This window comes from Parasynechococcus sp. (genome assembly GCF_045559935.1).
GTDB lineage: Bacteria > Cyanobacteriota > Cyanobacteriia > PCC-6307 > Cyanobiaceae > Parasynechococcus.
In genome coordinates, this window is record NZ_JBJLJL010000003.1 from 51,688 (window position 1) to 65,306 (window position 13,619).

Consider the following 13,619-nt stretch of genomic DNA (forward strand, 5'->3'; position numbering starts at 1 on the left):
ATCAGCGGCGGCGGGGCCCACCGGGACGGTTGCCACCCGGGCGCCCGCCGGGGGCTCCAGCGTTCCGCTCGCGGTACGTGATCCGACCGCGGGTGAGGTCGTAGGGGCTGATCTCCACCAGCACCTTGTCACCGGCGAGCAGTTTGATCCTGAACTTCGTGAGCTTGCCTGCTGCTCGGCAAAGGCACTGGTGACCGGCAGGCTGCTCGAGCGTGACCAGATAGAACCCGTTTCCCTGTTCCTTCTCGATCACTCCCGAGGTTTCAATCATTCGCCCTTAAACGGTTTGCCTCAAACCACTTTACGAGGGTGGGTCGCAGGCCCGTCCGTAAGGAAAGCCCTTTAGGGTGCCCCACCGTTGAGTGTGCAGCCATGATTCTTCCTCCCCTGACGATGGATCTCGGGCTGCTGCTGATCTCGATCGGTGTCGTGAACCTGTGGAGAGCACGCGAGAACGCCGGTTGACCACCCTGCTGCTGCACAAGCCCTACGGCGTGCTCAGCCAGTTCACCCGTGAATCCGGCAGCCGCTGGGGATGCCTGGCTGAGTTTGTGGACGTTCCTGATGTGTATGCCGCAGGTCGCCTGGACGCAGACAGTGAGGGACTGCTGCTGCTCACCAGCAACGGGCGCCTCCAGCAGCAGCTGACCGATCCGCGTTTCGGACATTGGCGGACCTACTGGGTTCAGGTGGAAGGGGTGCCTGATGAGCAGCGATTGCAGCAGCTCCGTGACGGCGTGGTGATCCAGGAGAAGCTGACCCGGCCCGCAAAGGCGCGTTGGCTCCAGGGAGATGCCATCCCCGCCCTGCAGGAGCGAACGCCACCGGTGCGCTGGCGAGCCTCCATTCCCACCAGCTGGATCGAGCTCTCCCTGCGGGAGGGACGCAACCGCCAGGTGCGCCGGATGACCGCCGCAGTGGGGCTGCCGACACTGCGGCTGGTCCGCAGCAGCATCGACCTGATGGATGGAGGCCCGCGCCTGAACCTTGAGGGACTGGCTCAGGGCTGCTGGCGGCCGACAACAGCGGAGGAGCAGAAGCGGTTGACGCGCCTGATCAGCAACAGGCGCGGCCGGCCGAGGGATGGGTCGCCACCAGGGTGACGGCGCGAAACGCAATCCCTTCCAGCTCCCGCCAGGGATCAAGGCTGCGATCGGCGTAGCGCACATCCTGAAACCCGCGTTGCCGGAAGGCCTCCAAAAAAGCCTCTTCCTGCCAGGCGCCGCTGATGCAGCCACTCCACAGCTCCGGATCCTCCTGAAGATGCCGGGGCACAGGACGATCACAGACGATGTCACTGATGGCGACCCGGCCCCCGGGTGCCAGAACACGCTGAATGTTGCCGAGCAACCGATCCCGGGCGGAGGGATTCACCAGATTCAGAACACAGTTGCTCAGAACCACATCAACGCTGGCATCCGCAACAAGCGGCGCCCCATCCGATCCGGGGGCATCCAGCGCCTCGATCGCCCCGTCCAGGAACCGGACGTTGGCGTAGCCGATTGCCTCAGCAACCCGTGCGGCCGCCTCCCTCGACAGGGCCAGCATGCTGGCGTTCCGGTCCACACCCGTCACCCATCCATCAGCACCGACGACCTGGGAACAGATGAAGGCGTTCTTGCCACTGCCGCTGCCGAGGTCAAGAACCCTGTCACCGCTGCGAACCCAGCGGGTGGGATCGCCGCAGCCGTAGTCCCGCTCAACCACCTCCTCAGGGATGACCTTCAGCAGCTCGGCGTCAAAGCCGACCGGTGTGCAGAGACAGGTCTCCAACTCCTGGGCAGCAGCGCCGTAGCGATCCTCCACCGCCCTGGTCTGATCCAGTGGAGCAGAGCCACAGCAGCCGGGGTCATCGATCATCCGATCGCCTCCTGCAGTTCCCGAACCACGTTCCACTGCCCATACCAGTAGTTCGCTTCAGCACGGCGGGCGGGATCCTCCAGACCATCGATGGCGTCAGGCCCGAGGGATTTCCAGAGCTCATGCCCGCAGGCACGGTTGAGACCCTGCTCCGCCTCATCGGAGAGCAGCAGCAGTCGCCGCTGCAGATTCTTGAGCTGGGCGACGGACATGGAAAAACAGGGACTCGATCAATAGTACAAAGGAACCATCGACTTGGTCAGAACGGCAGCTTTTTCTTCGCGTCCTTGTCCAGATCCGCCTCCATCTCCCTCAGCCGCTTCAGGATCGTGTCGTAGTACTCACGGATGTAGGCCTCCATCGACGTGGTCTGCTCGGGATCGAGCCCGAAAGCCGCATAGCAGGTGTCCATGGGTGCGTTGAGTTCCTGCCCCCCTCCGGTCACCTCCGCGAAGGCCAGACGTTCCGCAACATTCACCGCAGGCTCGAAGAACGACGCGACGCCCTGCATCAAACGGATCAGCAACGGTTGAACCCGGAACACCCGGGCCGTCTTGCCGCTGTAGCGCTCGCAGAGCTGCACCAGCTCACCGGTGTTCCATGCCTTGGGGCCGACGACCGGGTAACTGCCACGGATGGTTTCCGGACGCCCCAGGGCCGACACGGCGAAACGCGCCATGTCCTGGGTGTTCATGTAGGCGATGGCCGTTGGGGTGCCACTCACCCAGACCGTCTGACTCTCCAGAACCGGAATGGCGAACTGGCTGATGACGCCCTGCATGAAGGCAGCGCCCTGCAGGATCGTGTAGTCGAGATCGGACGATTCGAGCAGGTTCTCCGTGCAGGCCTTGATGTCCATCAGAGGAACATCGCGGTGACGGTGAGCACCGAGCAGCGACACGAAAACGAAGCGGGAGACACCTGCCCGTTCACAGGCCCTCAGCAGATTCAGCTTCCCGTCCCAGTCGGTGACGTAAACGCTCTGTGGATCGGTGGGCCGGCTGGTGGCGGCGTCGATGACGGCATCCACGCCATCCAGGGCGTAGTCGAGGCTGTCGGGCTCCAGCAGATCGCCGCGGGTGAGCTCGCAGCCCCATTCCTGCAGAAAGGACGCCTTGCGCGGCGCTCGCACCATGCAGCGGACCTGGTGACCGGCATCAAGAGCGTTCCGAGCGATCTGCCGCCCCAGGGTGCCCGTGCCACCCACCACAAGAACCTGCATGGGGCCCAACATTCAAGGTGGGAGCTTAATGGTCCCGGGATGGAACCTGTCGCGGCTCAGTCGCCCTGAAGCTTGAGAAGCAGGGCACCACCGGCCAGACCGACCGGGATCAGAACCCAGAAAACGGCTGCAATACCGAAGATCTCAGAAGCCATGGTCAGGGCTCAATGTTCACCGACCCATTTAAGGACCTTCCGAGCGAAGCCCGGCACAGAGCTGTAACAGCTCGGGAAGATCGGCATCGGTCCGCACCTGACCAGCCATGACGGCACTCGGCCAGGCCTGATGCCCCGCACGCCTGAGCGTCTCCACCAGATCAGCAACCCCTGGAGGACCATCCATGCCGAGCCGCCGGGACAGTTCATCCGTGGGCCAGACGCGGGCAGGGACACCGGGATCAGCCTGAAGGCGCTGGATCAGGCGTTGGGTCCTGGTCTCCAGGTCCTCCCTGGGATCCATCAGCGCTTGGAGCGCTGATGGATCCTGCAGCGCTCCAAGCCAGAGAGGTCCGCTGATCGCCCAGCGACCGGCCCCGTCCGGACAGTGACAGCGGGGCCAGCCCTGCAACCGCAGCAGCGGCTGCAGCTGCTGATCGCCGCAGCGCTCACAGCGGGCGACCAGTCCGAGGTGCTCCTCCTCCGCAGCGGTCGGGCGCCGCGCAAGCCTCACCGCCAGGCGGAACGTGCGGCCTTCGCTGAAGGCGAGCAAGGGCTGCACCCCCCGCCCCAGCATCCAGGCCTGCCGGGCCAGCAGACCCAGCTGCAGCCGCAGCGCCAGCTCCCAGCTGGCTGGATGGGCCCGGGCTGCGGCGCCGAAACTGCGGATGGCTCCCGGACGGTCATGGCCGGTGGGGGAACGGCCGTCGGTGCTGGCCAGCAGGAGCACACCGTCGAACGCCAACACCTGCAGCACGGGCTGGATCAGGGCCGAGGGGCTGCCGAAGGCATCCAGGTCGATCAGATCGAAGAAGCGCTTCTCCGCGAAGGCACGCGCCAGCAGCACCTCGGCAGGCATCGCGCTGAGCTTCAGAACCTGAACCCGTGAAGCCAGCGGTGCGAGGTTGGTCTTCAGCAACGGCAGACGGTCTGGGTCGGCGTCGTTGACCCACAGCTCCACCCCGGAACCGACCTCCGGAAGCGCTTCGAGCCCCCAGCGCAGAGCCCGGATGCCGCAGCCTGCCATCAGATCCAGCCAGCGCTGGCCTCCTTCTCCACGGGGACGCCGGGCCAGAGACCGGGCCAGCAGCACCGAGATGTCCCGGGCCGGTCGCGATTGCGCCCGGAAGAATCCGTCGCCGAGCGACAACCGGGCCCGCCCTTCGCAATAGTGAGCAGAAGAACTCTCCAGAGCCGTGATGACCTCTGCTCTCCAGAGTGCCCACTGGGGAGAGCATGGCCGCTGGTTCTGGCAGGGCCATGGTTGCCACTGGCGTTGCCTCGGCCCTGAGCACGGTCCGGCCGTGCTGCTGCTCCACGGTTTCGGAGCCAGCAGTGCGCACTGGCGTCGCTGTGCCCCCCTGCTGGCCACCCGCGGCTATCGGGTCTACGCGCTGGACCTGATCGGCTTCGGAGCGTCATCACAACCCGGCTATCACTCCTCCCGCCCCGTGGACAACCGACTGTGGGGACGTCAGGTGATCGGCTTCATGCAGGAGGTCGTCCAGCGTCCCTGCGTGCTGATGGGCAACTCACTCGGGGGGCTGACCGCTCTGACCGCAGCGCTGCTGAAGCCTGAACTGGTGACAGCGGTGGTGGCCGCGCCACTGCCGGATCCTGCCCTGATGCAACCGGTGCCGCGCCGGCGGCCACCTGCCTCCCGGCGTCTGCAGCGTCTTCTGGTGGTGGGCCTGCTGCGGCTGCTGCCTCTGGAGCTGATCGTGCCGTTGATCAGCCGCACCCCGCTGCTGCGGGCCGGACTGCAAGGGGCCTATCGCCGTTCGGTTGCCAACGACCGCGAACTTCTTCAACTCATCGCCGCCCCGGCCCGTCGAGCCACCGCCGCACGATCACTGCGGGCGATGAGCATCGGCATGGCGCTGAGGCCGAGGGGAGCCACCGCACCGGCCCTGCTCGGACAACTCAACGGCCGACTGCCGCTGCTGCTGGTCTGGGGGCGGCAGGACCGCTTCGTTCCGCTCGCGATCGGCCGGACAACCGCCGAACGGCACCCCTGGCTGTCGCTGCAGGTGATCGATCAGACCGGGCACTGCCCGCATGACGAAACGCCGGACGCCTTTCTTCAGGCAGTGCTGCCCTGGCTGGACCGTAGTTTGGATGAAAGCAGCCCGGCAGGGGACAAACAGCGGAGATGAAGCACACCCTTTCCGTGCTGGTGGAAGATGAATCCGGCGCTCTCAGCCGGATCTCGGGCCTGTTCGCCCGACGCGGCTTCAACATCGACAGCCTGGCTGTCGGCCCGGCCGAAAGCGGTGGGCAGTCACGCCTGACGATGGTGGTGGAGGGAGATGACCAGACCCTGCAGCAGATGACCAAGCAGCTGGACAAGCTGGTGAATGTGCTGCAGGTGCTCGATCTCACCCAGAGACCTGCCGTGGAGCGGGAACTGATGCTGCTGAAGGTGGCCGCCCCCCCGGAGACGCGCAGCGCCGTGTTCGACCTGGTGCAGGTGTTCCGGGCCAAGGTGGTGGATGTGGCCGACGAAGCTCTGACGCTGGAGGTGGTCGGGGACCCTGGAAAGCTGGTGGCTCTGGAGCGACTGATGACGGCCTTCGGCATTCTCGAGATCGCCCGCACCGGCAAGGTGGCCCTGGAACGGGCCTCGGGTGTGAACACCGAGCTGCTCAAGGTGTCGCCAAGCGACAGCAGAGTTCCTGCCTGAGCGCAGAGGCGATCAGGAGGGAGCCAGGGTGGCTTTGGTGATGCGGTCCCCCTGACGGATGGCGTCCACCACCTCCAGCCCCTCACTCACCCGGCCGAAGACGGCATAACGACCATCGAGTTCCGGCAGTGGCTTGAGCGCGATGTAGAACTGGGCGCTGGCCGAATTGGGAGCCTGGGAACGGGCCATGGCCACAGCGCCGCGATCGTGCCGGAGGGCCAGTTTGTTCAGCTCGCTCGGATTGGTGCTGACACGCCCGTAACGGGGGCCGTCCTCACCCTCGAAGCTGATCTCCAGCGGGATCAGACGGGCCTGACCGGTGGCTGGATCCACGAAACTGCCGGTTCCGAGCTGGCTCAGAGGAACAGAGCGGTCGCTGGACTGGGGGTCACCACCCTGCACGACAAAGGGCACCGGCTCGCGCACAACCCGGTGAAACAGGGTTCCGTTGTAGGTACCGCGACGCACCAGATCAACGAAATTGCCCGCCGTCAGAGGAGCCGCATCCCCATCCACCTCGATGGTGATGTCGCCGCGGCTGGTGCTCATCAGAACGGTGGCCTTGCCCTGCAGACAGGCGGAATCTGCCTCGGCGCAGCCCTGTGCCACCGCAGCCGTCGGGGACGGACTGCAACTGACGACCAGAGGGGTCAGCAGCAGCAGCAGACACCAGAGAAGGGAACGGGTCAGCGCACGCATGTGATTCAAAGACCTTCGAGGTTGACGCCGAGAAAACGGGCCAGCTCGGCACCGTCCTGCTCGAGCTGGGCAAGAGGGAGTGGCTCTCCGACACGGGTCAGAGGCATGTCGCGACGTCCCTGAATGCGCAGGGACACCCGGCGGCGGGCATTGAAACCATCCCTCACCTCCACCTTCACCGCCTTCACATCCCGCATCGGGATCTCAACGCTGATCGGCTTGCGGAAGCCTCGGCGGCTGATGGTCACCAACCCGGCCTTCCGATCGAAGCGGTTGCTGCCGGAGCCGACATCCACAGCGATCACATACCAGAGGTAGGTGGCGAGCAGGGCGGCCGCGATGCTGTAGAGACCCATCACCACACCCTGAGGCACGAAGATCAACGCCGCCGGATGGCCGATCGGCAGCAGATCTCGGCCCAGATAGCTGGAGAGAGATGCCAGCAGGAAACCGATGCCACCGATGCTGACGGCGGCGGCGACGAGAAAGTTGGAAATGCGCCGGGAGCCGAGCACGGATTGCTCGAGCACATCGGTGGACATGGCCGACCCTGAGGGAAGCGTCATTGTGACCTCCGGCAGGCCGCCGCGGCCAAACAGGAAGAAATCCCAAAGAAACAAAGCGATACAAGGGATTTCAGCTGAAGCAAACAGGCCCCGCGCTCCGCTTCAGGATTGTTAAGGTCGCCCGGTATCCCACAGCCTGCGGCTCTTCCGCTCCGTTTCCTCCATGACGATCGCTGTAGGACGCGCGCCTCAGCGGGGATGGTTTGACATCCTCGATGACTGGCTCAAGCGCGACCGCTTCGTTTTTGTCGGCTGGTCCGGCATTCTCCTCTTCCCAACGGCCTACATGGCCATCGGTGGCTGGCTGACAGGCACCACCTTCGTCACCTCCTGGTACACCCACGGCATCGCCTCCTCGTACCTGGAAGGCTGCAACTTCCTCACCGCAGCTGTCTCCACCCCCGCTGATGCGATGGGTCACAGCCTGCTGCTGCTCTGGGGCCCTGAGGCCCAGGGCGACTTCGTTCGCTGGTGTCAGCTCGGCGGCCTCTGGGCCTTCGTGGCCCTGCACGGTGCCTTCGCGCTGATCGGCTTCATGCTGCGTCAGTTCGAGATCGCCCGTCTGGTGGGCATCCGCCCCTACAACGCCATCGCCTTCTCCGGTCCGATCGCGGTGTTCGTCAGTGTCTTCCTGATGTACCCCCTCGGCCAGAGCAGCTGGTTCTTCGCGCCAAGCTTCGGCGTGGCGGCGATCTTCCGCTTCCTCCTCTTCCTTCAGGGCTTCCACAACTGGACCCTGAATCCTTTCCACATGATGGGCGTGGCCGGCATCCTCGGCGGCGCACTGCTGTGCGCCATCCATGGCGCCACCGTGGAAAACACCCTGTTTGAGGACGGCGAGCAGGCCAACACCTTCAAGGCGTTCGAGCCCACTCAGGAAGAAGAGACCTATTCCATGGTCACGGCCAACCGCTTCTGGAGTCAGATCTTCGGGATCGCCTTCTCCAACAAGCGCTGGCTGCACTTCTTCATGTTGTTCGTGCCTGTGATGGGCCTGTGGACCAGCTCCATCGGCATCATCGGCCTCGCCCTCAACCTGCGCGCCTACGACTTCGTGTCGCAGGAGATCCGCGCTGCAGAAGATCCCGAATTCGAGACCTTCTACACCAAGAACATCCTTCTGAATGAAGGTCTGCGTGCCTGGATGGCACCGGCTGACCAGCCGCACGAAAACTTCGTCTTCCCTGAAGAGGTTCTGCCCCGTGGTAACGCTCTCTAATCCCGGTCTTGGCGCCACTGGCGGCAAAGATCTCGACTCCACCGGCTACGCCTGGTGGTCCGGTAACGCCCGTCTGATCAACCTTTCAGGCCGTCTGCTTGGTGCCCATGTGGCCCATGCCGGTCTGATGGTGTTCTGGGCCGGCGCCATGATGCTGTTCGAGGTGAGCCACTTCACCTACGACAAGCCCATGTATGAGCAGGGCTTCCTCTGCATGCCCCACGTCGCCACTCTTGGCTACGGCGTGGGTCCCGGCGGTGAGGTCACTGATCTCTTCCCCTTCTTCGTGGTCGGTGTTCTGCACCTGATCAGCTCCGCCGTGCTCGGCCTCGGCGGTCTGTACCACGCCCTGCGCGGTCCGGAGATCCTGGAGAACTACTCCTCCTTCTTCTCTCAGGACTGGCGCGACAAGAACCAGATGACCAACATCATTGGTTATCACCTGATCCTGCTGGGCGTCGGCTGCCTGCTGCTGGTCTTCAAGGCCATGTTCTTCGGCGGCGTCTACGACACCTGGGCCCCCGGCGGCGGAGATGTCCGCCTGATCACCAACCCGACTCTCGATCCGGGCGTGATCTTCGGTTACCTGTTCCGCGCCCCCTTCGGTGGCGAGGGCTGGATCATCGGTGTGAACTCGATGGAGGACATCATCGGTGGCCACATCTGGCTCGGCCTGACCTGCATCTTCGGAGGCATCTGGCACGTGATCACCAAGCCCTTCGGCTGGGTGCGTCGCGCCTTCATCTGGAACGGTGAGGCCTACCTGAGCTACAGCCTTGGAGCCCTGAGCTTCATGAGCTTCATCTGCTCTGCCTACATCTGGTTCAACAACACCGCCTACCCCTCCGAGTTCTGGGGACCCACCAACGCTGAGGCCTCCCAGGCTCAGAGTTTCACCTTCCTGGTGCGTGACCAACGCCTCGGCGCCAACATCGGTTCGGCCATGGGCCCCACCGGTCTTGGTAAGTACCTGATGCGCTCCCCAACTGGTGAGATCATCTTCGGAGGAGAAACCATGCGCTTCTGGGATTTCCGCGGTCCCTGGCTGGAGCCTCTGCGCGGTCCCAACGGTCTCAGCCTCGACAAGCTGCAGAACGATATTCAGCCCTGGCAGGTTCGCCGCGCCGCTGAATACATGACCCACGCTCCCAACGCGTCTCTCAACTCCGTGGGCGGCATCATCACCGAGCCCAACTCGGTGAACTACGTGAACCTTCGCCAGTGGCTGGGTGCAGCGCAGTTCGTGCTCGCCTTCTTCTTCCTGATCGGTCACCTCTGGCACGCCGGCCGCGCTCGCGCTGCTGCTGCTGGCTTCGAGAAAGGCATCAGCCGTGAGGCTGAGCCTGTGCTGGGCATGCCCGACCTCGACTGATCCTTCAACGGTTCAGCCTGCGATCGTCCATCAGCCCTCGCCCAACGGCGAGGGCTTTCTATTGGCACGAAATCGTGAAGATTTCGAGTGCATTTACTCACGAAATCGTGCTGACCTTGATTTCTTAGCCTGTCACTGTGGCTTCAGTGGCATTGAAGGAAGGCGGCAACGAAGGTCTGAACACCCGGGTGATCCATCACGGCGACAGCTTCGCTGGGGACACCGGCACCGTGATGCCTCCGATCTTTCCAACCTCCACCTTTGCCCACGGCAATTCCGCCGGCTTCGACTACACCCGTTCCGGCAACCCCAATTTCCGCATCCTCGACGCTGTGCTCGCCTCGGTGGAGGGCTGCAGCCATGCCACCGTGTTCGCCTCCGGCGTCAGCGCCATCACCGCCGTGGTCTCCCAGTTGAAGCAGGGAGATCTGGTGCTGTGCGAAGAGAACCTCTACGGCTGCACCGTGCGTCTGTTCGAGCAGGTGTTCGCCAAGTTCGGCCTGCGCACCGCCTGGGTGGATTTCACCCGCCCGGAGGCCCTGCAGGAGATCCGATCCCACAAGCCTGCGATGGTCTGGCTGGAGAGTCCCACCAACCCCCTGCTCAAGGTGATCGACCTCCAGGAGGTCTGCGCCGTGGCCCAGTCCCTCGGTATCCCCGTGCTGGTGGACAACACCTTTGCCACGGCCCTGGTGCAGCGACCGCTTGAGCTGGGAGCCACCCTGTCACTCACCAGCACCACCAAATACATCAACGGTCACTCCGATGCTCTGGGCGGAGCCGTCTGCACCAACGACCCCGACTGGCACCAGAAAATGGTGTTCTCCCAGAAGGCGCTGGGTCTGCAGCCCTCGCCGTTCGACTGCTGGCTGATCACCCGGGGCATCAAGACCCTGCCGCTGCGGCTGCGGCAGCAGATGGCCAACGCTGCCGCTCTTGCCGACCAGCTGGCGGAGCACCCCAGGGTGAACTGGGTGCGCTACCCCCACCGAGCGGATCACCCTCAGCATGCGGTTGCCAGCCGGCAGATGGCCGCCGGAGGCGCCATCGTGACGGTGAGCTTCGACGCCAGCCAGGAGCAGACCTACGCCCTGTGCAAACGGCTGCGCTGGTTCACCATGGCCGAGAGCCTGGGAGGCATCGAGAGCCTGATCTGCCATCCGGCCACCATGACCCACGCCGCTGTCTCTTCAGAGGTGAAGACCAGGCTGGGCATCGACGACGGGCTGGTGCGCTTCTCCGTTGGCTGCGAGGACCTGGTGGATCTGCAGACGGATCTGCAGCAGGCCCTGGAGCAGCTGGTGTGAGTCCCCGCGATCTGCTGCACGATCCCTGCTGGCAGGGAAAGGATCTGGGGCAACCGCTCCCCGACGCGACCCATGCCGTCTCGATGACACTGCCGCGCTGGCAGGACGTGATCGCCTACGAGGAGAAGGATCCCGCCTGTCGCAAGGCCCTGCAGACGATTTATCCCCGCTTCGGGCTGCACCCCCTGCTGCAGGAGCTGTCCGTCCAGATGGCCGTGGATGGTTTGACCGCATGGCCGTTTTCCACAGAAGCAGCCGCCCGTGCAGCCCAGGCCCACTGCCAACGCCAGGAACCGGATGGTCACACCCGGCTGACCCGTGACGAGACGCTTGTGGCCCTGCACACCGACGCCAGCACCAGCCCCCACGCCAAGGCCTTCTGGCAGCACACGGGTCTGGGGGCCTCCTCCCGTCAGGCCGCCGTTGCGCTGGGACGGGAATCAGCTCCGGCGCCAGCAACGGCTGAAGCGGCCCGCACAGCGGTGCGACAGCGGTTGGCCGCCATCCACGGCATCGAGGCCCATCGGATCAGCCTGCACCCAGCCGGCATGGCCGGACTGCATGCGGCGCTCTCCGCCATCCAAAGCCTCAAGCCGAATCGCCCCACCCTGCAGCTGGGCTTCCCCTACGTGGATGTGCTCAAGCAGCCGCAGGTGGTGTTCCACGGCGGCGAGCTGCTGCAGGGGAACAACCTGGAGGAGCTGAAGGATGCCCTGGAGCGTCGCGATCCCGCAGCTGTGATCGTTGAACTGCCCAGCAATCCCTTGCTGCGCTGTGTGGATCTGCCGGCCGTGGCTGAGCTGGCCCACCGCCATGGCATTCCCGTGATCGCCGACGACACCATCGGCACCGGCCTCAACCTCAGGGCCCTGCCCCATGTGGATCTGATCTTCACCTCGCTCACCAAGAGCTTCGCCGGCCGTGGCGATGTGATGGCCGGCAGCCTGCTCGTGAGCCCCCATTCCCCCTGGAGTGATCAACTGTTGACGGCCATCTCCCCGGTTGCCCGGCTGGCGGATGGCGATGCCATCGCCCTGGAGGAGGCGAGCCGCGACGTTGACCAGCGGGTGCCGCAGCTGGATGCCAATGCCCTTGCGCTGGCGGAACGGCTGGAGAGACACCCGGCGGTGGCGCGTGTGCAGCACCCGAAGGACTGCCCCCATTTCCTGGCCTTGATGCGCCCGGATGGAGGCCACGGCTGCCTGCTGTCCCTTGAGCTGAAGCAGGGGGAAGCCAAGGCATCGAGGGTGTACGACGCCCTGAGGGTCTGCAAGGGACCCAGCCTGGGCACCTCATTCACCCTGGCCTGTCCCTACACCCAGTTGGCGCACTACGACGAACTCGGATGGGCCGCGGAGTGCGGAGTGCCCTCCCACCTGCTGCGCGTTTCGGTGGGACTGGAGGACCCCGGGGAACTCTGGGAACGCTTCCGCGACGCCCTGGACGCCTGAGAGCGGGAGGGAAGCCTGAAAAAGCCCTTAACAACCAGGCTCCCGAGCGGGTTGTGTTTCTAGGTTGACCTTTCGGGCCCTTACAGACGCTTCATGTCCCGCATCTACGACGACAACAGCCAGGCCATCGGCAACACCCCGCTGGTGAAGCTGAACCACGTCACCAAGAACTGCAAGGCCACCGTGCTGGCCAAGGTCGAAGGCCGGAACCCTGCCTACAGCGTCAAGTGCCGCATCGGCGCCAACATGATCTGGGACGCCGAGAAGAGCGGCGCCCTCACCAAGGACAAGGTGATCGTCGAGCCCACGTCCGGCAACACCGGCATCGCCCTGGCCTTCACGGCTGCTGCGCGCGGCTACAAGCTGATCCTGACCATGCCCGAATCGATGTCGATCGAACGACGTCGGGTGATGGCCGTGCTCGGCGCCGAGATCGTTCTCACCGAAGCTGCCAAGGGCATGCCCGGCGCCATCGCCAAGGCCAAGGAGATCGCCGAGACCGACCCGGCCAAGTACTTCATGCCCGGCCAGTTCGACAATCCCGCCAACCCTGAGATCCACTTCAAGACCACCGGTCCGGAGATCTGGAACGACTGCGACGGAGCGATCGATGTGCTCGTGGCCGGCGTCGGCACCGGTGGCACCATCACCGGCGTTTCCCGCTACATCAAGAACGAGGCCGGCAAGGCGATCGAATCGGTGGCCGTGGAGCCCAGCCACAGTCCGGTGATCACCCAGACCCTCAATGGTGAGGACGTCAAGCCCGGACCCCACAAGATCCAGGGCATCGGCGCCGGATTCATCCCCAAGAACCTCGACCTCTCCGTGGTCGACAAGGTGGAGCAGGTGACCAACGACGAATCCATCGCCATGGCTCTGCGCCTGGCCGAGGAGGAGGGACTTCTGGTGGGCATCTCCTGCGGCGCCGCTGCAGCTGCAGCCATCCGCCTGGCGGAACAGGATGAATACGCCGGAAAAACCATTGTGGTGGTGCTTCCCGATCTGGCCGAGCGTTACCTCTCCTCGGTGATGTTCAGCGAGGTGCCCACGGGCATCATCGAGGAACCTGTTGCTGTCTGAGCTCG

16 protein-coding genes are annotated in these 13,619 nt (G+C 64.6%); 8 read left to right on the forward strand and 8 right to left on the reverse strand.

Annotation, left to right across the window (positions count from 1 at the left end; all coding sequences use genetic code 11):
- Position 1: 1 nt before the first annotated feature.
- Entirely contained in the window at positions 2-271 is a 270-nt protein-coding gene (infA, locus tag ACJ0G7_RS01560) for a translation initiation factor IF-1 (RefSeq protein WP_006041809.1), read from the reverse strand.
- 190 nt (positions 272-461) lie between these two features.
- On the opposite strand from infA, the gene ACJ0G7_RS01565 reads away from it, so the two are divergent.
- Complete coding sequence (locus ACJ0G7_RS01565; RefSeq protein WP_084187957.1) at positions 462-1,103, forward strand: pseudouridine synthase; 642 nt, start codon at positions 462-464, stop codon at positions 1,101-1,103.
- Here the strand turns inward: ACJ0G7_RS01565 and ACJ0G7_RS01570 are convergent.
- From ACJ0G7_RS01570 to ACJ0G7_RS01590, 5 genes are read right to left on the reverse strand one after another with little or no spacing between them, the layout of a single operon-like run.
- Positions 1,057-1,860, reverse strand: a complete 804-nt coding sequence (locus ACJ0G7_RS01570; protein WP_407394904.1) for a methyltransferase domain-containing protein — start codon at positions 1,858-1,860, stop codon at positions 1,057-1,059. The two genes, ACJ0G7_RS01565 and ACJ0G7_RS01570, sit on opposite strands and share 47 nt — an antisense overlap.
- A complete protein-coding gene (locus tag ACJ0G7_RS01575; RefSeq protein ID WP_043692181.1) occupies positions 1,857-2,072 on the reverse strand; it encodes a hypothetical protein in 216 nt (71 codons plus the stop codon). Before ACJ0G7_RS01575 ends, ACJ0G7_RS01570 begins: the two co-directional genes overlap by 4 nt.
- A gap of 47 nt (positions 2,073-2,119) precedes the next feature.
- Entirely contained in the window at positions 2,120-3,082 is a 963-nt protein-coding gene (locus ACJ0G7_RS01580; protein WP_407394906.1) for an NAD(P)H-binding protein, read from the reverse strand.
- A gap of 56 nt (positions 3,083-3,138) precedes the next feature.
- Positions 3,139-3,237: a cytochrome b6-f complex subunit PetM gene (petM, locus tag ACJ0G7_RS01585; protein WP_011130544.1), complete on the reverse strand. Its 99-nt coding sequence runs from the start codon at positions 3,235-3,237 to the stop codon at positions 3,139-3,141.
- A gap of 28 nt (positions 3,238-3,265) precedes the next feature.
- Positions 3,266-4,387, reverse strand: a complete 1,122-nt coding sequence (locus ACJ0G7_RS01590) for a N2,N2-dimethylguanosine tRNA methyltransferase (RefSeq protein ID WP_253912821.1) — start codon at positions 4,385-4,387, stop codon at positions 3,266-3,268.
- A gap of 49 nt (positions 4,388-4,436) precedes the next feature.
- Here ACJ0G7_RS01590 and ACJ0G7_RS01595 point away from each other — a divergent pair, with 49 nt between their 5' ends.
- A complete protein-coding gene (locus ACJ0G7_RS01595) occupies positions 4,437-5,393 on the forward strand; it encodes an alpha/beta fold hydrolase (protein WP_084188104.1) in 957 nt (318 codons plus the stop codon).
- The gene (gene ilvN / locus ACJ0G7_RS01600) at positions 5,390-5,920 is read left to right on the forward strand and encodes an acetolactate synthase small subunit (RefSeq protein WP_043692189.1); all 531 of its coding nucleotides are present in this window, start codon (positions 5,390-5,392) and stop codon (positions 5,918-5,920) included. The genes ACJ0G7_RS01595 and ilvN overlap by 4 nt, the downstream gene beginning before the upstream one ends.
- A gap of 12 nt (positions 5,921-5,932) precedes the next feature.
- On the opposite strand, the gene ACJ0G7_RS01605 is transcribed toward ilvN, so the two are convergent.
- Together ACJ0G7_RS01605 and ACJ0G7_RS01610 are read right to left on the reverse strand one after the other, a co-directional pair.
- Positions 5,933-6,619, reverse strand: a complete 687-nt coding sequence (locus ACJ0G7_RS01605; RefSeq protein WP_043692192.1) for a peptidylprolyl isomerase — start codon at positions 6,617-6,619, stop codon at positions 5,933-5,935.
- A 5-nt stretch (positions 6,620-6,624) separates the two neighbouring features.
- Complete coding sequence (locus tag ACJ0G7_RS01610) at positions 6,625-7,161, reverse strand: photosystem I assembly protein Ycf4 (RefSeq protein WP_043696814.1); 537 nt, start codon at positions 7,159-7,161, stop codon at positions 6,625-6,627.
- A gap of 187 nt (positions 7,162-7,348) precedes the next feature.
- Here ACJ0G7_RS01610 and psbD point away from each other — a divergent pair, with 187 nt between their 5' ends.
- From psbD to cysK, 5 genes are all read left to right on the forward strand, one after another.
- Positions 7,349-8,404 carry a photosystem II D2 protein (photosystem q(a) protein) gene (gene psbD / locus ACJ0G7_RS01615; protein WP_043692195.1) on the forward strand — a complete coding sequence of 352 codons (1,056 nt, stop codon included), beginning with the start codon at positions 7,349-7,351 and terminating at the stop codon, positions 8,402-8,404.
- A complete protein-coding gene (gene psbC, locus ACJ0G7_RS01620; RefSeq protein WP_186483874.1) occupies positions 8,388-9,776 on the forward strand; it encodes a photosystem II reaction center protein CP43 in 1,389 nt (462 codons plus the stop codon). Before psbD ends, psbC begins: the two co-directional genes overlap by 17 nt.
- A gap of 137 nt (positions 9,777-9,913) precedes the next feature.
- A complete protein-coding gene (locus tag ACJ0G7_RS01625) occupies positions 9,914-11,083 on the forward strand; it encodes a trans-sulfuration enzyme family protein (RefSeq protein WP_407394910.1) in 1,170 nt (389 codons plus the stop codon).
- Positions 11,080-12,534, forward strand: coding sequence for a PLP-dependent transferase (locus ACJ0G7_RS01630; RefSeq protein WP_407394912.1), 1,455 nt, complete (start codon positions 11,080-11,082; stop codon positions 12,532-12,534). The genes ACJ0G7_RS01625 and ACJ0G7_RS01630 overlap by 4 nt, the downstream gene beginning before the upstream one ends.
- A 93-nt stretch (positions 12,535-12,627) precedes the next feature.
- Positions 12,628-13,614: a cysteine synthase A gene (gene cysK / locus ACJ0G7_RS01635; protein ID WP_043692206.1), complete on the forward strand. Its 987-nt coding sequence runs from the start codon at positions 12,628-12,630 to the stop codon at positions 13,612-13,614.
- Positions 13,615-13,619 lie beyond the last annotated feature (5 nt).